We start from the raw sequence: 21463 nt of genomic DNA on the forward strand, positions 1-21463 counted from the left end.
AGGACTGGTCAACCACCTGTGGACTCGGGGCACTATCTGTGGACGGTGGCAGTGGTTCTGTGGACGACGGACCACGAATGCAGAATTCGCAGAAATAGTTGGTGAAACCCTCTTGCGGCCGCAGGTCCCGGGGGCATAGAACTTCTCTCACGCACTCCCTCCGGGGAGAGCGGGATCACTCGAAGCAGAAGGTCCACACGACGAGGCAACTCGTCGCGGTCAGCACGGTGACGGCAGCCGGGACCGGAGCTGAGAGTGGTCGATCGGAAGGTCACCGTTCTCCGATCAACTGAAGGGCCCAGCAACTCATACTTGCTGGGCCCTTCGCCTTTCCCCCCGCGGCCGACGCGTCCAGTGGGTACACCGGAGGCGTGCAGACCTTCCTCCCGGTTGGGCGACGAAGAGTTCAACCGCAGCCACCGTTCGGCCCTGGTCCACAAGGACCCCGACTTCTACGCGTCGAGGGTCAGCGACGTGCCTGACGACCTGCCCTATGTCTGGCCCGTCCCGACGCCCGGCGAGGATCGCGCCGAGGCCACGTGACCGGGGTAGTGTGACGGCTCCGCACAGCGTCGTGCGCGGCCCGGTTGCTGGGCCACGTCCCACCGACGACTCCTGCGAGGACCTGTGACCAAGCCCGTCGTACTCATCGCCGAAGAGCTGAGCCCCGCGACCGTCGAGGCGCTCGGCCCCGACTTCGAGATCCGTCACTGCGACGGCTCCGACCGGGCCCAGCTGCTCGAGGCGATCACCGACGCCGACGCGGTCCTGGTCCGCTCGGCCACCAAGCTCGACGAGGAAGCGCTCGGCGCGGCCAAGCGGCTGAAGGTCGTCGCACGGGCCGGTGTCGGCCTCGACAACGTCGACGTCCGGGCGGCCACCCAGAACGGCGTCCTCGTCGTCAACGCACCCACCTCCAACATCGTCAGCGCCGCCGAGCTCGCGGTCGCCCTGATGCTCGCCGCCGCCCGGCACATCAGCCCGGCGCACGCCGCCCTGACCCGCGGGGAGTGGAAGCGCAGCAAGTACACCGGCATCGAGCTCTACGAGAAGACCGTCGGCATCGTCGGGCTGGGTCGCATCGGCGTACTCGTCGCCCAGCGCCTGTCCGCCTTCGGCATGGACGTGATCGCCTACGACCCCTACGTGCAGGCCGGCCGGGCAGCCCAGATGGGGGTGCGGATGGTCAGCCTCGAGGAGTTGATGACCGAGTCCGACTTCATCAGCGTGCACCTGCCGAAGACCCCGGAGACGGTGGGGCTGATCGGCGCCGACGAGTTCGCGATCGCGCGGCCCGGCCTGGTGCTGGTCAACGCAGCGCGGGGCGGGATCGTGGAGGAGAAGGCGCTCTACGACGCCCTCAAGACCGGTCGCATCGCCGCCGCCGGGCTCGACGTCTTCACCCAGGAACCGTGCACCGACTCACCACTCTTCGAGCTCGAGAACGTGGTCGCCACCCCTCACCTCGGGGCGTCCACCGACGAGGCGCAGGAGAAGGCGGGTGTCGCCGTGGCCCGGTCGGTGCGCCTCGCCCTGTCCGGTGAGCTCGTGCCCGACGCCGTGAACGTCCAGGGCGGGCTGATCGCCGAGGACGTGCGTCCCGGCATCCCGCTCGTGGAGAAGCTCGGCCGCATCTTCACCGCGCTCGCGGGCGAGGTCGCGCAGCAGATCGACGTCGAGGTGCGCGGCGAGATCACCGAGCACGACGTCAAGGTGCTCGAGCTCGGCGCGCTCAAGGGCGTCTTCGCCGACATCGTGGAGGACCAGGTCTCGTTCGTGAACGCTCCGTTGCTCGCCGCCGAGCGCGGCACCGAGGTGCGGCTCGTCACCGACTCCGAGAGCCCCGACCACCGCAACCTGATCACCATCCGCGGCACGCTGGCCGACGGCTCCCAGGTCTCGGTCTCCGGCACCCTGATCGGGATCAACCAGCGCGAGCGGCTGGTCGAGGTCAACGACTTCGTGGTCGACCTCGAGCCCACCCAGCACCTCGCCTTCTTCACCTACGAGGACCGCCCCGGCATGGTCGGCACCGTCGGCAAGATCCTCGGCGAGGCGAGCGTGAACATCGCCGGCATGCAGGTCTCCCGCAACGCCAAGGGCGGCCAGGCTCTCGTCGCCCTGTCCGTGGACTCGCCGGTGCCGGCCGAGGTCCTGGAGGAGATCCGCGGCTCGATCGACGCACAGATGGTGCGCGGCGTCAGCCTCACCGAGAAGGAGCAGCCGACCGGCTGACCAGGTTGCTGCGGTCAGGCCACCAGCGTCGGCGTACCCGACTGGCGCTGGCCCGGATCGCCGATCGCCTCCCGCCACGCGTCGGCCAGCCGGGCGATCGCCTCGGTCAGCACGTGGTGCGGCTGCGTGTACGGGATCCGCACGAAGCGGTCGAGCCCGCCCTCCGGCGCGAAGGCGGGACCGGGCGCGAGCCGTACGCCGTGGCCGACCGCGTGCGGCACGAGGGCCGAGGACAGCGCCCGTGGCAGCTCGCACCAGAGGTTCAGCCCTCCGGACGGGCGCGCGACCTGCCACTCGGGCAGGTGCGTGGCGACTGCCCGCAGTGCGCCGTCGCGCGAGGTGCGCAGCTGGGCCCGGCGGTGCTCGAGGAGGTGCTCGCTGTCCTCCAGCAGGTTCACGCCCACCAGCTGTTCGAGCACCGGGCAGCCGAGGTCGAGGCTGAGCCGGGCCCGGAAGAAGGCGTCGAGCCGGTCGTGCGGCAGCCGCAGCCAACCCAGCCGCAAGCCTCCCCAGAACGGCTTGCTCAGGCTGCCCACCGAGATCGCGGTGGGGGAGTACGACGCGAACGGTGCCGGCATCTGCTGCCCGTCCAGCGCCAGCGCCACCATCGACTCGTCGACGATGGCCGTGGTGCGCGTGCGCTTCAGCGCCCTCGCGACCTGCACCCGGTGCTCGTCGGTCATCAGCGCACCGGTCGGGTTGTGGAAGTCGGGGATCAGGTAGGCCACCCGGGGTGCGACCTGCCCCAGCGTCGTGACCAGCCCGTCGACGTCCGGTGTCCGGGCAGCCGCGTCGGGAGGCACGTCGACGCCGACCAGTCGGGCGCCCGAGTGGGTGAGGGTGGCGATCGCATTGGGGTAGGTGGGGCTCTCCACGAGTGCACGGTCGCCGATCGAGAGCAGGGCCCGGGCGGTGATCGCCACGCCGGCCTGCGCACCGGGGACCACCATGATCTGCTCGGGGTCCGTAGGCAGTCCGCGGGCGTCGTACGTCGCGGCGACGGCCTCCCGGAACACCCGCAAGCCACAGGGGAAGTAGCCGGAGCCGGCGAGGTAGGCCGGGAGCTGCTCGGTCGCACGCTCGTAGGCGGCCAGCACCCCCGGGCCCGGAGCCGGAGCGGCCACGGTCAGGTCGATCTGGCCCTCGTCGAGGGTGCCGGGGTGGAGCACGTGGTCGACGAGGTGGCCCCGGTTGGCCGGCAGGCTGGCCACGCTCCCCGAGCCCTGCCGCGAGACCAGGAAGCCGTGGTCGCGGAGCTCGGCGTACGCCCGCGTCACGGTGGTGCGGCTGACGGCAACCGCCTCGGTGAGCTCGCGCTCGCTGGGCAGCCGGGCGCCGACCGGGACCCGGCCGTCGGTGATCAGCACCCGCAGCCCCTCGGCCAGCCCCTTGTACGCCGGATCCCGGTCGAAGCTGCCGAGCAGGGTGGCGATCCGGGAGGCGGCGAGGACGCGGGTCATGCAGGCCAGTGAAACACGATTGGCTATCTGCGACCAGACCAATTGATGGTGGACTGTCCCCATGACCAGCGATGTCTCCCTCGAGACCCTCGGTGACGCGGCGCCCCGTCGCGTGCGTGAGCTCGCGCGCCTCGGCCCGGTCGCCCAGCTGCGCGCCGGGCGGCTGCCGCGCCGGCTCTCGCAGCTCGCGTTGGGCCTCGCGCTCTACGGCCTCACCCTCGGCATGATGATCCGTGCGACGTTGGGCAATGCGCCCTGGGACGTGCTTCACCAGGGGATGGCGATCCACCTGCCGATCAGCATCGGTCAGGCCGTGATCGTGATGAGCCTGGTCGTGCTGCTGTTCTGGATCCCGCTGCGCGAGCTCCCGGGACTGGGCACGGTCGCGAACTCGTTCGCCGTCGGGCTCACCGCCGATCTCACCCTCAGCCTGCTGGACGCTCCCGAGGCGCTGTGGGAGCGCAGCCTGCTGATGGTCGGCGGGATCGTGCTGAACGCGCTCGCGACCGCGCTCTACATCGGCTCCCAGTTCGGGCCGGGCCCGCGCGACGGGTTGATGACCGGCCTGCACCGGCGTACGGGCCTGTCCATCCGGACGGTGCGCACCGGCCTCGAGGTCGGTGTCGTCGCGATCGGATGGCTGCTCGGCGGTGTGGTCGGCATCGGCACGGTGCTCTACGCCCTCGCGATCGGGCCCCTCGTGCAGGTCATGCTGCCGCGGTGCATCGTCGAGCTGCCGACCGAGGCACCCGTGGCGCGTCGCGACACGACGGACAAAAACCATGCTGAGTGATGGTCTCCGGGGCGCGCCAGTCGTAAGTTGATCAGTTGACGGGGGGCAACTTCTCAAGAAGGTTGGTCGCCCATGTCTGACACCGCGACAGCGCCTCGTCCGCAGCGCTCCACGTCCCTCGTCCGTGAGGTCGGCAAGATCGGGCTCATCTGGGCCTCGGTCGGCTCCATCATCGGCTCCGGGTGGCTCTTCGGCGCCCAGAAGGGCCTCGTCGCCGCCGGTCCCGCCGCGATCATCTCGTGGATCATCGGTGGCGTCATGATCATGGTCCTGGCCCTGATCCACGCCGAGCTCGGCGGCATGTATCCCGTGTCCGGAGGCACCGCCCGTTTCCCGCACTACGCGTTCGGCGGCGCCGCCGGCGCCTCGTTCGGCTGGTTCTCCTGGCTCCAGGCAGCCACGGTGGCGCCCATCGAGGTCTCGGCCATGATCGAGTACGCCGGCCACTGGTCCTTCGCCGAGAACTGGCTGAAGAGCAACGGCACGTTGACCACGACGGGCCTGATCGTCGCGATCATCCTGATGGCGATCCTCACCGCCGTGAACTTCCTCGGCGTGAAGATGCTTGCCGCGACCAACAGTGCGATGACGTGGTGGAAGATCGCCGTACCGCTGCTGACCATCCTGGTCCTGGCGCTGTTCAACTTCCACGGCTCGAACTTCACCGCCGCCGACGGCTTCAACCCCAACGGGCTGCACGGCATCCTGCTGGCCGTCGCGACCAGCGGCATCATCTTCAGCTACCTCGGCTTCGAGCAGGCCGACCAGCTCGCCGGTGAGGCCAAGAATCCCAAGAAGGACATCCCCTTCGCGATCATCGGCTCGATCCTGATCGGCATGGTGGTCTACATCCTGCTCCAGGTCGCCTTCCTCGTGGCGCTGCCCGCGGACGCGATCGGGAAGACGTGGGACGCCACCGGTCAGGGGCTCTACACCACGTTCACCGGTCCCTTCGCGGAAGTGGCGACGGCGCTCAGCATCGGCTGGCTGGCGTGGATCATCTATCTCGACGCGATCGTTTCTCCGGCCGGCACCGGCCTGATCTACGTCACCGGCAGCTCGCGCGTCTCCTACGGACTGAGCCGCAACGGCTACGTGCCGACGCCGTTCGAGTGGACCAGCAAGCGTCAGGTCCCGTGGGTGGGCCTGATCGCTGCCTTCATCACCGGATGCATCTGCTTCCTGCCGTTCCCGAGCTGGCAGTCGCTGGTCGGCCTGATCACCAGCGCGAGCGTGCTGATGTACGCCGGCGCCCCGCTGTCGCTCGGCGCGTTCCGTCGGCGTCTTCCCAACGCCGACCGTCCCTACGTGCTGCCGGCGGCCGAGATCCTGGCGCCCCTGGGCTTCGCCATCTCCGGCCTGATCATCCTCTGGTCCGGGTGGGACACCGACTGGAAGCTCGGCATCGCCATCCTGATCGGCTACGTCATCCTCGCCGCCAACCTGCTGTTCAAATGGAACGACAAGCCGGTCCACCTGAACCTGCGTGGTGCCGCCTGGTTGCCGGTCTACCTCGTCGGCATGGGGCTGATCACCTACATCAGCTCCTTCGGTCCGTTGGACGACCCGGTGCTCGGTGACTACGCCGGCATCGTGGTCACGGTGATCTTCAGCGCCGCCATCTACTACTGGGCGCTGGCGGTCGCGCTGACCACCGAGGAGATCGAGGAGATGGTCACCGAGGTCGTCCTGCCCGAGGAGGAGGGCATGGAGCAGCCGCTCGGCTGACCGGATGTCTGGGGCCGGGCGTCTGTGACCGGGGTCAGCGACGGGTCGCGACGAGGACCGTCGCGTCGCTGGCCACCATCACCTCGACGGCGGTGAACCGCTCGTCACTGAGCCAGCCCTCGCGCAGGGTGTCGACCCGCCCGTTGGTGATGGGTGGCCAGATCTCGCACGGCGCGAAGTCGTCGAGCACGACCATGCCGCCCGGCTCGACCAGGTCGGCCACCGCCTCGACGCTGGCGTCCTGCGGCACGGAGGGGTCGAGGAACAGCAGCGAGTAGGGCCCCTTGTTGCGCAGCGTCGACCAGTCGGCGGCGAGCACCTCGACCTGCGGGTCGTCGACGAAGATCTCCTGGGCCGCCGTCGCGAGGTCGGCGTCGAGCTCGGCGGAGAGGATCGTCGTACCGGGGCGGACGCCGGAGCGCAGCCACGCCGTACCGACTCCGCAGCCGGTGCCGAACTCGGCCATCGTGCCGCCGCGCGTGGCCGCGAGGGTGGCGAGCAGCCGACCGGTCTCGTTGCGGCAGAAGGACGCGTATCCCGCGCGAAGGGAGACGTCGAAGGCCCGCGAGACGATCGCCGGCACCTCGGGAGGTGCACTCATGGTGTGAGTCTCGCAAATCCTCGGGTCGACTCCAACGCTGAGCGGAGTGTCTCGAATCGTGGGACATGTTGCCAAAGGGCGGACAGGGTCAGGGGTCGGACCCGTAGGCTGGTTTCACCATGCGGAGGAACTTCGTACTTATTTGCCGCCGTGGCGGGGCCTGACACTCGATAGGCCACCTCGCCGCGGAGTTCGGCGCACCCCGCCACCAGGCCCATCACCTCCGCGAGCGAGACGACGAAGTTCCACCCGCTACTTCCGAACCACTCCGTTCCGTGCGATCCACGGACGTCCGAGCCGGTTCATCTCCTCCGGAGTCCGTTCCAGACACGTCCTTCGTCAGCGACTTCCAGGAGACCAGAGAGATGTACGAGATGTACCCCGAGTGGGGTCCGGCCAAGCACAACCCCGAGAGCCCGACGAGCACCCAGGCCGTGCAGGCCGCGCTCGATCTGCGGGACAACGGCGGCCAGCGCCCGGACGACAACTAGCCTTGCCGCATGCCTGAGACGACGTCGTTGCAGCTTGCCGTGATCCCGGGTGACGGGATCGGTCCTGAGGTGACCGCCGAGGCGCTCAAGGTGCTCGAGGCAGCGCCTACCGGCGTGAAGTTCGAGCCCACCCGCTACGACCTCGGCGCCGAGCGCTACCTCGCCACCGGCGAGGTACTGCCCGACTCCGTGCTCGACGAGATCCGTCAGCACGACTCGATCCTCCTAGGCGCGGTGGGCGGCAAGCCCGGCGACCCCAACCTGCCCCCGGGCATCCTCGAGCGGGGCCTGCTCCTGCGACTGCGCTTCGAGCTCGACCACTACGTCAACCTGCGACCCTCGCGGATCTACCCCGGAGCAGCCTCACCCCTGGCCGACCATGTTCTCGAAGGGCGAGGAGACGTCGACTTCGTCGTCGTACGTGAGGGCACCGAGGGTCCCTACACCGGCAACGGCGGTGCGCTGCGCGTCGGTACGCCGCACGAGATCGCCACCGAGGTGTCGGTCAACACCGCCTTCGGGGTGGAACGCGTCGTGCGCGACGCCTTCCGCCGGGCACAAAAGCGTCGCCAGAAGCTGACGCTGGTCCACAAGACCAACGTGCTCGTCCACGCCGGCGCGGTCTGGTGGCGGCTGACCCAGGAGATCGCCCGGGAGTTCCCCGACGTCACCGTCGACTACATGCACGTGGACGCGACGATGATCCACCTCGTCACCGACCCCGGCCGCTTCGACGTGATCGTCACCGACAACCTGTTCGGCGACATCGTCACCGACCTCGCCGCCGCCATCACCGGCGGCATCGGGCTCGCGGCGAGCGGCAACGTCAACCCCGACCGCACCGCCCCGAGCATGTTCGAGCCGGTGCACGGTTCGGCGCCCGACATCGCGGGCCAGCAGAAGGCCGACCCGACCGCCGCCATCCTGTCCACCGCGCTGATGCTCGAGCACCTCGGCCTCGACGACGCCGCGGCCCGAGTAGAGCGGGCGGTCGTGGACGACCTGGCCGCTCGCACGCCGGGAGCGACCCTCACGACCGCCGAGATCGGCGACTCGATCGCATCGCGCGTGGCCGGCTGATTCTCGACGTCGGTGTCGAGACGCTCGCTGGCGCTCGCTCCTCGACCAACGAACAACGAGAGATAGCGTTCACCTCATGACCCTCGACATCACCACTACTGCCTCGGACAGCCCGCGCAGCGAGTCCGAGGTCGCCGAGATCCTGGCCAACCCCGGGTTCGGCACGTACTTCACCGACCACATGTTCACCCTCGAGTGGACTCCCGGCGAGGGCTGGCACGGCGGCCGGATCACGAAGTACGGGCCGTTGAGCCTGGACCCCGCGACCGCCGTACTCCACTACGCGCAGGAGACCTTCGAGGGCATGAAGGCCTACCGCCACGCCGACGGGTCGATCTGGACCTTCCGGCCCGAGGAGAACGCCAAGCGGATGACGCGGTCCTCCCACCGGCTGGCGTTCCCGGTGCTCGAGCCGGACGACTTCGTCCAGGCCGTCGATGAGCTGGTGCAGGTCGACCAGCGCTGGGTGCCTGAGGGGGCGGGGGAGAAGAGCCTCTACATCCGGCCGTTCATGATCGCCTCCGAGGCGTTCCTCGGCGTCCGGCCCGCCCAGCACGTGACGTTCATGGTCATCGCCTCGCCGGCTGGCGCCTACTTCAAGGGCGGCGTCAAGCCGCTCACCCTCTGGCTGACCGAGGACTACACCCGGGCCGGTCGCGGCGGCATGGGCGCGGCCAAGACCGGCGGCAACTACGCCAGCTCGCTGGTCGCGCAGCAGGAAGCCACCGCCAACGGCTGCGACCAGGTGGTCTTCCTCGACGTCGCCGAGGGGAAGTACGTCGAGGAGCTCGGCGGGATGAACATGTACTTCGTGTACGCCGACGGCCACGTCGTCACTCCCGAGACCGGCACCATCCTCGAGGGGATCACCCGCTCCGCGATCATCGAGCTGGCCCAGAAGAAGGGCCACCAGGTCGAGGAGCGGAAGTTCTCCATCGACGAGTGGCGCGAGGGCGTGGCCAGCGGCGACATCACCGAGGTGTTCGCCTGCGGGACGGCCGCGGTCGTCACGCCGGTGGGAACGCTGAAGTGGGACGGCGGCGAGGTCTCCGGCAAGGCCACCGACGACGCCGGGCCGCTGACCATGGAGATCCGGCGTGACCTGGTCGACATCCAGTACGGCCGGGCCGACGACGCGTTCGGGTGGATGCACCGGGTCTGCTGACCGCACGGCTACCGTTGTGCGGTGACCTCCCTGCCCACTGGTTCCCCCGAGGAGCCCCGGAAGGTGGCCGGCGTCGGCCCCTACCGGCTGCTCGCGCCGATCGGTGAGGGCGGCATGGGCGTCGTCCACCTGGCCCAGGCTCCTGACGGCAGCCGGGTCGCCCTGAAGGTGCTGCGCCCGCACATCGTCGGCGACCACGAGGCCCGTGAGCGCCTGGCCCGCGAGGTCAGCTCCCTCAAGCGGATCACCAGTCCGCGCATCGCGGAGATCATCGACGCCGACCCGCACGGCGAGGTGCCCTACGTCGTCACCCGCTACGTGCCCGGTCTCTCGCTCTACCACCACGTGGCCGAGGAGGGAGCGATCACCGGTGGCGACCTGCTGCACTTCACCGACTGCCTCGCCGAGGCGCTGCTCGCGGTGCACTCGGTCGGGGTGCTGCACCGCGACGTCAAGCCGACCAACGTGCTGATGGAGGGGCGGTCGCCCGTCCTCATCGACTTCGGCCTGGCCCGGGTGGCGGAGGACCCGCGGCTGACCCAGACCGGCTGGCTGCTCGGGACGCCCGGCTACCTCGCGCCGGAGATCCTGTACGGCGACGACGCCAGCCCTGCCTCCGACGTGCACGCGCTCGCGGCGACCGTGGTGTTCGCGGCGACCGGCCGTCCGCCGTACGGCAAGGGACCGGCGATGGCGATCATGGACCGCGTACGCCGGGGCGAGCACGACCTGACCGGCATCGACGAACCGCTGCGCCAGGTGCTGCGCGAGGCGCTGTCGCCGGACCCCCTCGAGCGACCCTCGCTGCACGAGCTGCGTCAGCACGTCGCCGCCGCCCGTCAGGCCTCCGTCGTGTCCCAGTCGTCGCCACCGGCCGACGCCGGGCTGTGGACCATGCCGTTCCAGCCGGCGCCGACACCGGAGACCGCCCGCACCGTCGGCGTGCCGCTGACGACGCCGCAACCGGCTGCGCCCGCCGGACTGCTCGGGGAGGTGCCGGTCCGCGAGGCGACGCCCTACCAGCAACCGACCCCGCCACCACTGCCCCCGGCCGCGCCGACGACCAAGGCCCTGCCACCGGAGCAGCGGCGTCCCGACCAGCCGTTCACGCCGCTCGGCTCGCCTGCCCCGGTCTCGGACCCGAGCCGGTGGCAACGCGCGCTGCAGCTGGTCGGGCTCGGGATGCTGGCCGGCGCCACGGTCGCATACGCGCCGTACCTCGGCACCGCGCTGGTGGCCCTGATCGTGCTGCTGCTGCGCACTGCGTCGGTCACCCGGCAACGGCACAGCCGGCGCCGGATCGTCCGCGGCCGCGCCCGGTGGTACGACGTCCCGGCCACCACGCTCTCCACACCGGGCTACGCCGTGCTGGCGTTGTTCGGGTCGATGCTCCTCGTCGGCACCGCCTCGCTGGTGGCGCTGGCGATCTTCTCGGCCGGCTACCTCTTCGGGCAGCCGGTGGCCCCGTCGCTCGCGATCTCCGGCCTCGGCTTCGCCGCCACGCTGTGGTGGGGCCCGGGTTCGGGCCGGCTGCGCGAGATGACCAGGGGGCTGGTGACGCGGACGGCGCGGACCGAGTTCGGTGGCTGGTTCGTGGCCGGGATGAGCGTGCTGGGAGCCGTCGTGCTCCTCGGGTTGCTGTTCGGCAACGGGCCGAACTGGGCGCCGTACGTGCACGCTCCCTGGCGCTGAGCCGACCGACCGTTCAGGAAATTCGCAAAACGCGCATTCACCCCTGAATCGGGCCTTATCGTTCGGTGGTGCCCGCACATTCTCGGAGGCTTGTCGCTGTCCTGGCGATGGCCATGGTCGCCACCCTGGCCGTGACCGTCGACGGGTCTGCTGTCGCGTCCCCGAGCGCCTCTCGCGAGGCTGCTCCGGCCACCGCCGGAACGACCGCCACCGCCTCTGACGACTCGCTGAACCTCGGCGCGGACACCGTGCGTCCGCACCAGGCCGGTCGTGCAGCGCCGGTGCAGAAGTGGAAGGTGCGCACGCTCTACTACTACGACGCGCTGCCCGCGAAGTGGGACTGGAGCCTGCAGACGGCGGTCGCGAAGTGGAACGCGGCCGGCGCCCACATCCGCCTGGCCCGCGTGGCCAAGGCCAGGAACGCCCAGGTCCGGATCGGCTACGGCAACATCGGCAGCGCCGCCGGCCTGGCGACGGTCGGGGCCACCAGGAACGCGTTCGTGCGGCTGAGCTCGCGGTTCAGCAGCATGGACGCGCTCAACGCCCGCAACCGGGTCGCGATCATGAACGTATTGGCCCACGAGCTCGGGCACGTGCTCGGCTTCCAGCACACGACGGCCCGGTGCTCACTGATGTCTCCGGTCCTCGACATCGACGCCTGCAACGTCGTGCCCGCGACCATTCCCGGCTACTACAAGTGCCACACCCTGGACACCCCGCTCGTGCAACGCTTCGTCCGGCTGTACGGCGGACGGGCCCGCTACCCGAGCGCCTCCTGGTGCCTGATCGATCCGCTCCCGCAGGCCCTGACCGGCGTCACCTTCACGGGCGGCACCAGCTCGCCGGTGGCCGTGCACTGGAACCGACCGACCTCGGTCCCGGCGGGCTCGACCCTGGTGGTCAAGCGCTGGCCGTCCTCGACGTGCGGAGCTGCGCCCTCCTGGGCGGAGACGTCCCGGCCGTCGATGAGCCTGGGCGTGTGGCTGGACCAGCCGACCTACGACGCCGAGGTCGACTGCTTCCAGGTCCAGCTCGTCAACCGGTACGGCGCCGGCCCGGCCCCCCAGAAGCGGGTGCTCGCGAGATGGGTCCCCTCCGTCGACGCGCCCGTGATCGGCGTCCCGTCGTACGACTTCGACGCGGAGCAGTTCACCTTCACCGCCTCGGTGCCGGCCGGCACCACCCTGCGCGCCCGGTGGGACGCCGCCCACCCCACCGCCTGCGTGACCTCCCCGAGCGGGGGCACGGACGGAGACTTCGTCCAGGTGATCGACGGCCACGGCTCCCTGGTGATCCCCGGCACCCTGCCGCAGTGCGTGTCGTTCTTCGCCACCGACTCCGAGACCGGGCGCTCCAGCAGCCCGACGTTCGTGACCTTCACTGAGCCAACCTGGCCGAACCCCGACGCGCCCGTCGTCGGCACGCCGACGTACGACTTCGACGCGGAGCAGTTCACCTTCTCCGCCACGGTTCCCGACGGAGCGGCGCTGCGTGCGCGTTGGGACACGGGCCACCCGTCGACCTGCGTCACCTCCCCGACCGGCGGCACGAACGGGGCCTTCGTCCCGGTCGACGGTGGTCAGGGATCTCTGGTGATCCCGACGACGCTGCCGCAGTGCGTCTCGTTCTTCGCCAGCGACCCGGAGACAAACCTGTTCAGCGACCCGGTGTTCGTGACGTTCACCGAGCCGAACTGGCCGAACCCCGACGCGCCCGTCGTCGGCACGCCGACCTACGACCGCGTCGGTGCGCAGTTCACAGTCCCGGTGACCGTTCCCGACGGGGCTCAGCTCGTGGCGCGCTGGAACTCGGCGTCCCCGGGCACCTGTGTCACGTCTGCGACCGGGGGGAGCTCCGTGGGCATCGCCTTCGCCGACGGGGTCGCCACCATCGCCGAGTCAGGGACGTCCCCGCGCTGCGTCTCCTTCTTCGCCAACGACGGACAGCACAGCCGGTACAGCGTCGCGACCTCGGTCACGCTGGCTGTTCCGACTCCTGCTTCCCCCACCATCGGGACCGCGACCTGGGACGCGGCCGCCAGCAAGTTCCACGCTCCGGCGAGCATCGCGGCCGGCACCCACCTCGTCTACAGCATGACCAACACGGCCTCGGTCTGCCCGGCCACGACCGCCGCGAATGGCCAGACCCTCGCGGTGAGCAACGGGGTCACGGACTTCCAGACCCTCTATCCCCACCAGTGCGTCTCGTTCTTCGCGGTCGACAACCGGTCCGGAGTCACCAGCGCATCCACGCAGGTGACGGTGGACGCGCCACTGCCCACGGAGACGCCAACGATCGGACCCATCTCCGTCATGGATCGGCTCTACCCCTGGTTCGAGGCCCAGCCCGCTGGTATTGCGGCCGGTAACAAGCTCGGATACCAGGTGTTCGCAGGCGCGTGTCCGCAGACGCCCCCAGCTGTCACACAATGGCGGACGCAGCGGCAGAGCGACGGCTACTCCGGCACATCGAGTGATCCGCACGCCGACTGGGCGATGTTCCCGTCCCCGGCGGCCGACACCAACTGCCTGGTGTACACGAGCGTCGACTGGTTCTACTGGACCGGTTCCAGGCCCAGCGGCTGGCTGACCGAGCGACACGGTCCTGTGTTGATGAAGGAGTTCGTCGACGAAGGTCCGGTGCCCCCGACCGTGGGGACTCCTGTCTGGAACTCGACGAGCGGGAAGTTCGAGATCCCGGTGTCGCACGTGCAGGGCCTGCGCGCGATCTACGACCCGTCCGACCCGACCACCTGCCCGCCGCCTGGCACGTCGGGAACGCAGTCGATCTCCTTGTTGCAGGTAGGCGGTACTGCCCAGCTCAGTCCGCCGCTGCCGCACGCGTGCGTGACGTTCTACAACGACGCCGGACAGGGTCCGGTGCCGGTGAGCTTCGGTACGCCGGTCGACCTGACGGTCCCGCAGGGCTGACCGGCCGGATCGCGGAACGACGTACCGAGGGGTGGACTGCTGTGGCACACTCGGGGACGTGCAGCACCGCAGCATCATTATCGACTAGCGCGACGAGCTCCTTCGTCGCGCTGAACCTCTCGTCCCCACGGGAGGTTTTTTGTTTGTCCACGAGATCGCCAGTGACCCACCGAGGATTCCGGACATGACCAGCGACCTGTTCCACGTCTACGACACGACGCTCCGCGACGGCGCGCAGCAGGAGGGGCTCAACCTCTCCGTTGCCGACAAGCTGTCCATTGCGCGCCACATCGACGGCCTGGGCGTGGGGTTCATCGAGGGTGGCTGGCCGGGCGCCAACCCCAAGGACACCGAGTTCTTCCGCCGCGCTCGCGAGGAGCTGCGCCTCGAGCACGCGCAGCTCGCGGCGTTCGGGGCGACCCGTCGTGCCGGCGTCGCCGCGGCCGACGACCCGCTGGTCGCGGCATTGCGTGACTCGGGGGCGGGCGTGGTCACCCTGGTGGCCAAGTCGCACGACCGGCACGTCGAGCTGGCGCTGCGTACGACGCTCGAGGAGAACCTCGCCATGGTCCGCGACACCGTGGCCCACCTGACGGCCGAGGGGCAGCGGGTGTTCCTCGACGCCGAGCACTTCTTCGACGGCTACCGCGACAACCGCGACTACGCGCTCGAGGTGCTGCGGACTGCGTTCGAGGCCGGGGCCGACGTCGCCGCGCTGTGCGACACCAACGGCGGGATGCTGCCGGGCTGGGTCGGCGACGTGGTCAACGACGTCGTCGAGTCCACGGGTGTCCGCGTCGGCATCCACTGCCACAACGACACCGGCTGCGCCGTCGCCAACACGTTGTCCGCCGTCGATGCAGGTGCGACGCACGTGCAGGGCACCCTCAACGGGTACGGCGAACGCACCGGCAACGCCGACCTCGTCAGCGTGGTCGCCAACCTCGAGCTCAAGCTGGACAAGAAGGTCCTGCCCGACGGGCTGCTGCGCGAGGCGACGCGGGTCGCGCACGCCGTCGCCGACGTCACCAACTTCCCGCCGGCGTCTCGCCAGCCCTACGTCGGCGTCTCGGCGTTCACCCACAAGGCCGGACTGCACGCGAGCGCGATCAAGGTCGACCCGAACCTCTACCAGCACATGGACCCCGAGGGCGTCGGCAACGACATGCGACTGCTCGTCTCCGACATGGCCGGCCGGGCGTCGATCGAGCTCAAGGGTCGCGAGCTGGGCTTCGACCTCGACGTCGACGCGGTGAAGCGGATCACCGCGCGGGTCAAGGACCTCGAGTCGCGCGGGTTCACCTTCGAGGCGGCCGACGCCTCCTTCGAGCTGCTCCTGCTCGAGGAGGTCGAGGGCGTGCGTCCGTCGTACTTCGAGACCGAGTCGTGGCGCGTCATCACCGAGACCCGCCCCGGCGACGAGGCGACCTCGGAAGCGACGGTCAAGCTCCGGGCCGGTGGCGCGCGGATCGTCACCACCGGTGAGGGCAACGGGCCGGTGAACGCGCTCGACCACGCGCTGCGGCAGGCGATCCAGCAGCTGTACCCGGAGATCGTGAAGTTCGAGCTGATCGACTACAAGGTGCGCATCCTCGACCAGGGCCACGGCACCGACGCGATCACGCGCGTGCTGATCGAGACCTCCGACGGCGAGAGCTCCTGGGTGACCGTGGGCGTGGGCCACAACGTCATCGAGGCCTCCTGGAGGGCCTTGCTCGACAGCCTCACCTTCGGGTTGCGGCGCCACGACGCCTAGGACAGCTGCAGCAGTCGGGCGGGGTCGACTGCCTCACCGAGGCCACCCCCGTGGCGGCGTACCTCGAAGTGGAGGTGGCAGCCGTCGGGGGCGCCGCTGTCGGAGGAGAGCGCGATCCGCTGGCCCGGGTGGACCCGGTCGCCGGGGCGCACGAAGACCTGCCGCGTGTGCCCGATGAGTACGTCGACCGAGCCGGCGTGGATGCGGAACGGGTGCACGCCGTACGCCGATCCGGGTGCGCCGGGCGCCGACGGGTCGAGCACCTCGCCGCGGACGGCGGAGTAGAGCGGCGTTCCGCAGGGCATGGCCACGTCGATGCCGTGGTGGAAGCCCTGGCGGCCCGGGCAGCGAGGGTCGTGGTCGTACCAGGGCGATGCGTTGCAGCCGTACCCGATCATCACGCGGTGCTGCCCGGCGAACCACGGCGAGGAGTGCCATCGCTTGTCGGCGCTGTAGAACCGCCAGCGAGGATCGGGCTCGTCGCTCGGGCCGGCCGTGGGGCTGGCGATCGGCCGTGGCGCCCGGGAGGGACGCGGCGCTTCCGTCGGAGACGGCGATGCCGTCACTGACGCCCTGGGTGCATCGCTGTGGTGCGGCTCCGCGGCGGGTTGGCCGCCGCACGCGGCGACGAGCAGCAACAGCGGGAGCCACCTGAGCATGCGGCGAAGATACGCGGGTAGCGTCGCCGCATGAGCGAGCTGCACGACCTGACGGCGCTGGAGCAGGGTGCGGCGATCCGCCGGGGCGAGGTGTCGACCGCAGAGCTGGTGGAGCACTACCTCGGGCGCATCGACCAGCACGCCGAGCAGCTCGGGGCGTTCGTCACTGTCACCGCCGAGCAGGCTCGAGCTGCCATTCCCTCCGGGGACGGTCCGCTGGCCGGCGTACCCACCGCCATCAAGGACCTGAACGCGACCAAGGGCGTCCGCACCAGCTTCGGCTCGCCCGTGTTCGCCGACTTCGTGCCCGACTTCGACGACGAGGTCGTGCGCCGGATCGCCGCGGCGGGGATGGTCAGCCTCGGCAAGACGAGTACGCCGGAGTTCGGCTCGCCCTGCTACACCGAGCCGGAAGGCGCACCCCCGGCGGTGACGCCGTGGGACACCACCCGGATGGCCGGGGGGTCGAGCGGCGGATCGGCCTCGGCGGTCGCGGCCGGCCTGGTGCCCGTGGCGCAGGGGTCGGACGGTGGCGGCTCGATCCGGATCCCCGCCAGCTGCTGCGGCATCGTCGGGCTGAAGCCGACACGGGGGCGGATCTCCGGGGCACCGATGTACGGCGACCCGGTCGGCCTCGCGACCAACGGAGCACTCGCGCGAACTGTCCGTGATGCCGCGGCTCTCCTCGACGTGATGGCCGGTCGGGCGGTCGGTGACCCGTTCTGGGCGCCCGCGGAATCGGCCTCGTTCCTCTCCGCCTGCGACCGCGCGCCGGGGCGCCTGCGGGTCGCCCGCTTCAGCGACCCCGTGATCGCCGATGCCGCCATCGACCCGGAGTGCCTCGCTGCGTGGGAGTCGACGAGCGCGCTGCTCGCGTCCCTCGGCCACGACGTCGTCGACGTCGGGGTGCCGATGCCGCGGGACGCCGTACCCGTCTTCGAGACCTGCTGGGCCGTGCTCACCGCACTCTCGTTCGTGAACCTGCCCGCCGAGAAGCGCGCACTGCTGCGACCGCTGACGACCTGGTTGTCCGAGCGAGGGCTGGATGTGAGCGGACCGGAGTTCGGGCTGGCCGTCGGCGAGCTGCGTCGGGTCGCGGCGCGGACACTGGCGGCCCTCTCGTCGTACGACGCCGTGCTGACCCCGACCCTGGCCGTGCCCCCGCTGCCGGTCGGTGCGATCCGCAACGACGACGACCCGGCCGCGGACTTCGAGGCCCAGAAGCGGTTCACGCCGTACACCTCGATGTGGAACGTCACGGGCAGCCCGGCGGTCTCGCTACCGACTCACTGGACACCGGAGGGTCTCCCGGTCGGCGTGATGCTCGCGACCGCGCCCGGAGGAGAGGCCATGCTGCTCTCGTTGTCGGCGCAGGTGGAGATGGCCGCGCCCTGGGTGGTGCATACACCTTCCTGCTGGTGAGGCGAGGACATTGCTGGTCACCGGACGCAGGCCTAGTGTCGAAAGGCTTGTTGCACCGGGGATCGGGCCTCACCAGTAGCGCGCGACGAAAGGTCACACATGTCCAAGTACCTGATCAAGGCGAACTACAACTCCGACGGAGCAGCGGGTCTGGCTGCGAAGGGCGGGACGGCCCGTCGCGACGCGGTGGGCAAGATGCTGGCTGACGTGGGCGGGAGCATCGACTGCTTCTACTACGCGTGGGGCGACGTGGACGCCTACCTGGTCGTCGACGTGCCCAGCGACGAAGCGATGGTCGGGATCGCGTTGAGCGTCAACAAGTCCGGCGCCACGACGATCACGACGACACCACTGCTCACCCCCGAGCAGATCGACGCTGCCGCCACCAAGGCGCCGGGGTACACGCCACCGGGGACCTGAGGCTAGACCTCGACGGTGCCGCCCGAGCGCCAGTAGACACCGCCCTCGCGGGTCAGGTAGCCCTCGTCGACGAGGTAGCGGCGCAGGGCGGCGAAGTCGTCGTGGTAGCCACCGAGGACGACGTTGACCTCGCGCTCGGCGTAGGTGCGCCCCGGCTCGAACTCCTGGGCGAGGTGATCGAGGACCAGGAGGAGCTTGCTGCGCTTGCTGGGCATGATCACCAGCCGGCCGTCCTTGACGAACCGACCGACCACAGCGTCGTTCGTGTCGTTCACGGGGTCGAGGCTAGGTCGACCGCCCCCGGACATGCGAATGTGTTTCGAGTGCCTGCTGTGGTCATCAGGCGTCACTGGCGTGACATTCGCATGTTCGGCCGGTCGCCCTACCCGAGGAGCACCCCATGTACGACCCGAGCCGCGGCTACCCCGTCGTCGTCCCCTGCCTGCTGTACGACGACCCGCCGGCTGCCTCCGCCTGGCTGGTGGAGAGCCTCGGCTTCCGGGAGATCCTCCGGGCCACGCTTCCCGACGGCTGGACGGGGCACGTCGAGCTCGAGCGCGACGGGTTCATCGTGCTGCTCGGGCGCAAGGGAGGTCAGTTCGCCGAGGGGGCGGGCATCACGCAGGTCTTCGTGGACGACGTCGCAGCTGCCTGTGAGCGGGGCGTTGCGGGCGGCGGCACCCTGCTCGACCCGGCGGGGGAGCGGCCCTGGGGCGTCCTGCAGGCCGTCCTCGCCGATCCCGAGGGCCAACGGTGGTTGGTCACCAGCCACGTCCGGGACACCGACCCGGCGGACTGGTACGGCACCGTCCTCGGTCCCATGCCGGGCTAGGCGACGGGCAGACCGGCCGCGGCGAGCAGCCGGTCACAGGCGTCGATCAGTCGCTGCCGCAGGGGAGCGCCGCGTTGGGCGAAGATGCGCTGGGCGGCGACGTAGGCCTGCTTCCCCTCCGGCGTCTCGATGCGGACCGGCTCGAAGCCGAGGTCGCTGAAGTCGTACGGCGAGGCGCGCATGTCGAGCTCGCGGATGTCCCAGGCCAGCTCGAAGCAGTCGGCCACCAGCTCCGACGGGATCAGCGGCGTGAGCCGGAACGCGTGCTTGTAGAGGTCCATGCCCGCGTGCAGGCACCCCGGCTGCTCGTACGACGCGCGGTCGTCGCGGCCGGGCTGGAGGGTGTTCAGCGGTCGGGCCGAGTCGGTGAAGAACCGGAACGCGTCGAAGTGCGAGCACGCGATCCGGTGTGACTCGACGACCTCGTCGGTCGCCGAGGGCCCGAGCCGCAGTGGCCAGTCGTGTCGTACGTCCGACGTCCCGTGCACCATCGCCCACTCGTGCAGCCCGAAGCAGCCCAGGGTCGGCGTACGTCCTGCGGTGGCCACGAGCAGCCGCTGGATCGACTCCAGCAAGGCGCGCTGGGAGTCGAGGTACGCCGCGGAGACCGACGCTCGCTCCTCGGCCACCGCATAGCCCTTCAGGTCGGCGTACTCAGCAGCAGCGTCCGAGAGCACGACCCCGAACCCCGGGTGCCACCGACGCAGCGCAGCCGGCCGCTGCCAGTAGTAGGTGAACAGGAAGTCGTGCACCGGGTGCCTGTTGCCGGACCGCCTGCGGGCGAGATGTGGCTGGACCCAGACGTCGACGCGAGCGGCGTGTGCCGCAGCACGCACCTGCCAGTCGGCTCGGGAAAGGACCTCCACGGGAGCCCAGCCTAGGATCCCGCCGCGTCGAGCTCGCGCACGAGGCTGCCGGGCGCCATCAACCGGTAGCTCTCGACGACCAGCTCCTGGAGCTCGGACCAGTCGGTGTCCTCGTCTAGCACCACCGCCACCACGTCGTCGGCCCAGGAGTCGAGGTAAGGCGGGCCGATCGCCCTCAGCGCGGCCCGCTCCTCGCCGGCGCTGCGCAGGGTGACGACCGTGACCGTGCGCCCGTCGGTGACACCTACCCGGTCGACGGCATCGGCATGGTGCAGCGCCACGACGTGGGCGAAGGTCCGCTGCCGGACCCGCCACCTGACACCCGTCCAGGCATCCTCCTCGTGGGACCCGGGCAGGGACAGTGCGACCTCGCCGACCCGCTCGACGAGCTCGGCATCCGGCTCCGGGCGTCCACGCACCATGCCGGTCAACCTAGGCGCCGGGTCCGACAGGTGCAGCGCCTCCACAGGTCACCGGCGCTGGTTCGTCCGCGGCACCACCCGGTCGATAGGCTCCTCGGGTGCGTATCGCAAGGTTCACCACCGGTGACGACCCCCGCTTCGGCATCGTCACCGGCGACGTCGACGACTACGGCATCGCCGACGAGGACTCCATCATCACCGCGCTCGTCGGCGACCCGCTGTACGTCGGGCTCCAGCCCACCGACGAGCAGCTCCGCCTGGCCGACGCGAGGCTGCTGAGTCCGGTGCTCCCGCGCAGCAAGGTCGTCGGGATCGGGCGCAACTACGCCGCCCACGCCGCGGAGCTCGGCAACGACCTGCCCGACGAGCCGTTGATGTTCCTCAAGCCCAACACCAGCGTCTGCGGTCCGGGCGATCCGGTCTTCTACCCGCGGCAGACCGAGGAGCTGCACTACGAGGGCGAGCTCGCGGTGGTCATCGGGCGGATCTGTCGCGACGTGCCCAAGGAGAAGTACGCCGACGTCATCCACGGCTACACGATCGGCAACGACGTGACCGCCCGTGACCTGCAGCGCAAGGACGGCCAGTTCACGCGGGCCAAGGGCTTCGACTCCTTCTGCCCCCTCGGGCCGTGGGTCGAGACCGATCTGGACGTCAGCGACCTGCGTGTGCAGACCTTCCTCAACGGCGAGGTCAAGCAGGACGGCCGCACCTCCGACCTGATCTTCGACGTACCGACCCTGATCGCCCACGTCACCAGCGTGATGACGCTGCTGCCCGGCGACGTGATCCTCACCGGCACCCCCGAGGGCGTCGGTCCCATGAACGCCGGTGACGAGGTCGAGGTCTCGATCCAGGGCATCGGCAACCTCACCAACAAGGTGGTCAAGCGTGACTGACGTCTTCCCGGG

20 protein-coding genes are annotated in these 21463 nt (G+C 70.2%); 14 read left to right on the forward strand and 6 right to left on the reverse strand.

The features are described 5' to 3' along the window. The first annotated feature begins 390 nt into the window (after positions 1-390). Positions 391-543 carry a hypothetical protein gene (locus tag H976_RS30225; protein WP_196804186.1) on the forward strand — a complete coding sequence of 51 codons (153 nt, stop codon included), beginning with the start codon at positions 391-393 and terminating at the stop codon, positions 541-543. An 84-nt stretch (positions 544-627) separates the two neighbouring features. Continuing rightward, positions 628-2235, forward strand: coding sequence for a phosphoglycerate dehydrogenase (gene serA / locus H976_RS0122310; RefSeq protein ID WP_027863326.1), 1608 nt, complete (start codon positions 628-630; stop codon positions 2233-2235). 14 nt (positions 2236-2249) lie between these two features. Here serA and H976_RS0122315 read toward each other — a convergent pair whose 3' ends face one another. Next, a complete protein-coding gene (locus tag H976_RS0122315) occupies positions 2250-3695 on the reverse strand; it encodes a PLP-dependent aminotransferase family protein (RefSeq protein ID WP_027863327.1) in 1446 nt (481 codons plus the stop codon). A gap of 61 nt (positions 3696-3756) precedes the next feature. Between H976_RS0122315 and H976_RS28085 the strand changes: the two genes are divergently transcribed. Together H976_RS28085 and H976_RS0122325 are read left to right on the forward strand one after the other, a co-directional pair. After that, the gene (locus tag H976_RS28085) at positions 3757-4488 is read left to right on the forward strand and encodes a YitT family protein (protein ID WP_051277346.1); all 732 of its coding nucleotides are present in this window, start codon (positions 3757-3759) and stop codon (positions 4486-4488) included. Between the two features lie 72 nt (positions 4489-4560). Then, entirely contained in the window at positions 4561-6216 is a 1656-nt protein-coding gene (locus H976_RS0122325) for an APC family permease (RefSeq protein ID WP_081683120.1), read from the forward strand. Between the two features lie 34 nt (positions 6217-6250). Here the strand turns inward: H976_RS0122325 and H976_RS0122330 are convergent, their stop codons facing one another. After that, complete coding sequence (locus H976_RS0122330; RefSeq protein WP_027863329.1) at positions 6251-6817, reverse strand: O-methyltransferase; 567 nt, start codon at positions 6815-6817, stop codon at positions 6251-6253. A 365-nt stretch (positions 6818-7182) separates the two neighbouring features. On the opposite strand from H976_RS0122330, the gene H976_RS30965 reads away from it, so the two are divergent. The 6 genes from H976_RS30965 to cimA all read left to right on the forward strand — a co-directional run bounded on the left by H976_RS30965 (position 7183) and on the right by cimA (position 15931). After that, on the forward strand, positions 7183-7308 hold the full coding sequence (locus H976_RS30965) for a hypothetical protein (protein ID WP_255337330.1): 126 nt from the start codon (positions 7183-7185) through the stop codon (positions 7306-7308). 9 nt (positions 7309-7317) lie between these two features. Further along, positions 7318-8388, forward strand: coding sequence for a 3-isopropylmalate dehydrogenase (locus H976_RS0122340; protein WP_027863330.1), 1071 nt, complete (start codon positions 7318-7320; stop codon positions 8386-8388). Between the two features lie 76 nt (positions 8389-8464). After that, complete coding sequence (locus H976_RS0122345) at positions 8465-9553, forward strand: branched-chain amino acid aminotransferase (RefSeq protein ID WP_027863331.1); 1089 nt, start codon at positions 8465-8467, stop codon at positions 9551-9553. Positions 9554-9574: 21 nt separating this feature from the next. Beyond that, entirely contained in the window at positions 9575-11245 is a 1671-nt protein-coding gene (locus tag H976_RS29290; protein ID WP_155918645.1) for a serine/threonine-protein kinase, read from the forward strand. A 68-nt stretch (positions 11246-11313) separates the two neighbouring features. Then, positions 11314-14175: a matrixin family metalloprotease gene (locus H976_RS0122355; protein ID WP_155918647.1), complete on the forward strand. Its 2862-nt coding sequence runs from the start codon at positions 11314-11316 to the stop codon at positions 14173-14175. Positions 14176-14359: 184 nt separating this feature from the next. Continuing rightward, positions 14360-15931 carry a citramalate synthase gene (cimA, locus tag H976_RS0122360; protein WP_027863333.1) on the forward strand — a complete coding sequence of 524 codons (1572 nt, stop codon included), beginning with the start codon at positions 14360-14362 and terminating at the stop codon, positions 15929-15931. On the opposite strand, the gene H976_RS29295 is transcribed toward cimA, so the two are convergent. Beyond that, positions 15928-16590: a M23 family metallopeptidase gene (locus tag H976_RS29295; protein WP_081683121.1), complete on the reverse strand. Its 663-nt coding sequence runs from the start codon at positions 16588-16590 to the stop codon at positions 15928-15930. The genes cimA and H976_RS29295 overlap by 4 nt on opposite strands. A gap of 30 nt (positions 16591-16620) precedes the next feature. Here H976_RS29295 and H976_RS0122370 point away from each other — a divergent pair, with 30 nt between their 5' ends. Then, a complete protein-coding gene (locus tag H976_RS0122370) occupies positions 16621-18012 on the forward strand; it encodes an amidase (protein ID WP_027863334.1) in 1392 nt (463 codons plus the stop codon). Positions 18013-18111: 99 nt separating this feature from the next. Continuing rightward, the gene (locus H976_RS0122375) at positions 18112-18432 is read left to right on the forward strand and encodes a GYD domain-containing protein (protein ID WP_027863335.1); all 321 of its coding nucleotides are present in this window, start codon (positions 18112-18114) and stop codon (positions 18430-18432) included. A gap of 2 nt (positions 18433-18434) precedes the next feature. Here the strand turns inward: H976_RS0122375 and H976_RS0122380 are convergent, their stop codons facing one another. Further along, positions 18435-18707: a DUF2087 domain-containing protein gene (locus H976_RS0122380; RefSeq protein WP_027863336.1), complete on the reverse strand. Its 273-nt coding sequence runs from the start codon at positions 18705-18707 to the stop codon at positions 18435-18437. A 125-nt stretch (positions 18708-18832) separates the two neighbouring features. On the opposite strand from H976_RS0122380, the gene H976_RS0122385 reads away from it, so the two are divergent. Beyond that, on the forward strand, positions 18833-19264 hold the full coding sequence (locus tag H976_RS0122385) for a glyoxalase/bleomycin resistance/extradiol dioxygenase family protein (protein WP_027863337.1): 432 nt from the start codon (positions 18833-18835) through the stop codon (positions 19262-19264). On the opposite strand, the gene H976_RS30230 is transcribed toward H976_RS0122385, so the two are convergent. Then, a complete protein-coding gene (locus H976_RS30230; RefSeq protein ID WP_027863338.1) occupies positions 19261-20130 on the reverse strand; it encodes a hypothetical protein in 870 nt (289 codons plus the stop codon). The genes H976_RS0122385 and H976_RS30230 overlap by 4 nt on opposite strands. Positions 20131-20141: 11 nt before the next feature. Further along, positions 20142-20552, reverse strand: coding sequence for an MmcQ/YjbR family DNA-binding protein (locus H976_RS0122395; protein ID WP_027863339.1), 411 nt, complete (start codon positions 20550-20552; stop codon positions 20142-20144). A 98-nt stretch (positions 20553-20650) separates the two neighbouring features. On the opposite strand from H976_RS0122395, the gene H976_RS0122400 reads away from it, so the two are divergent. Further along, on the forward strand, positions 20651-21451 hold the full coding sequence (locus tag H976_RS0122400) for a fumarylacetoacetate hydrolase family protein (protein WP_027863340.1): 801 nt from the start codon (positions 20651-20653) through the stop codon (positions 21449-21451). Positions 21452-21463 lie beyond the last annotated feature (12 nt).

The sequence above is a fragment of the Marmoricola sp. URHB0036 genome, assembly GCF_000426045.1.
In the GTDB taxonomy this organism is placed as follows: domain Bacteria; phylum Actinomycetota; class Actinomycetes; order Propionibacteriales; family Nocardioidaceae; genus Marmoricola.